The 536-nt window shown below is 44.6% G+C and carries 2 pseudogenes; one reads left to right on the top strand and one right to left on the bottom strand.

Annotated features, from left to right (window positions below):
- Positions 1–375 (top strand): annotated as a pseudogene (locus tag R7040_RS29535) (exopolyphosphatase); the annotation flags it as partial.
- Between the two features lie 26 nt (positions 376–401).
- Here the strand turns inward: R7040_RS29535 and R7040_RS29540 are convergent.
- Positions 402–536 (bottom strand): annotated as a pseudogene (locus tag R7040_RS29540) (phosphate ABC transporter substrate-binding protein); the annotation flags it as partial.

The following is a 536-nucleotide window of genomic DNA, read 5'->3' on the forward strand; positions in this document are numbered from 1 at the left end:
CGCCGTTTCCATCGCCTCTCTTTTTATATTCTTCTGCATTCACCCCTGCAAGGTTTTAACCGTGAGCAACAACTCGTCTTGTCGACGCTTGCACGCTTTCAACGCAAAGCGCTAAGGCTCAATGAGTTACCAGAGTTCAACCTCTACAAACAAAGTGATGTGTTAAGCCTGATTAAGATTCTTCGTCTGTCCATAGTCCTTAATGGGCAACGCAACGACGACCCACTACCTGACATCACTTTATCGATCAAAGGCGATGAATGGATGCTCGCTTGTACCGATGAAGCATGGTTAGATAATAATAAGTTGCTGCATGCCGATTTGCTGGAAGAACAAGATAGATGGGCAAGTGCGAAGTGGACACTCACTTTTTAGTTTTCGGTACAATGAAAAAAGTCGGCTTAAAGGCCGACTTTTTTTAACTCTTCCGCTGCGAAATCTGCAGTGATCGGTACATAGCCATCTTTTTCGACTAACGCTTGTCCCTGAGCAGAGAACATAAAACGAATAAACTCGGCTTCTATTGGAGACAACGG

The organism is Vibrio sp. 1069, from assembly GCF_033340555.1.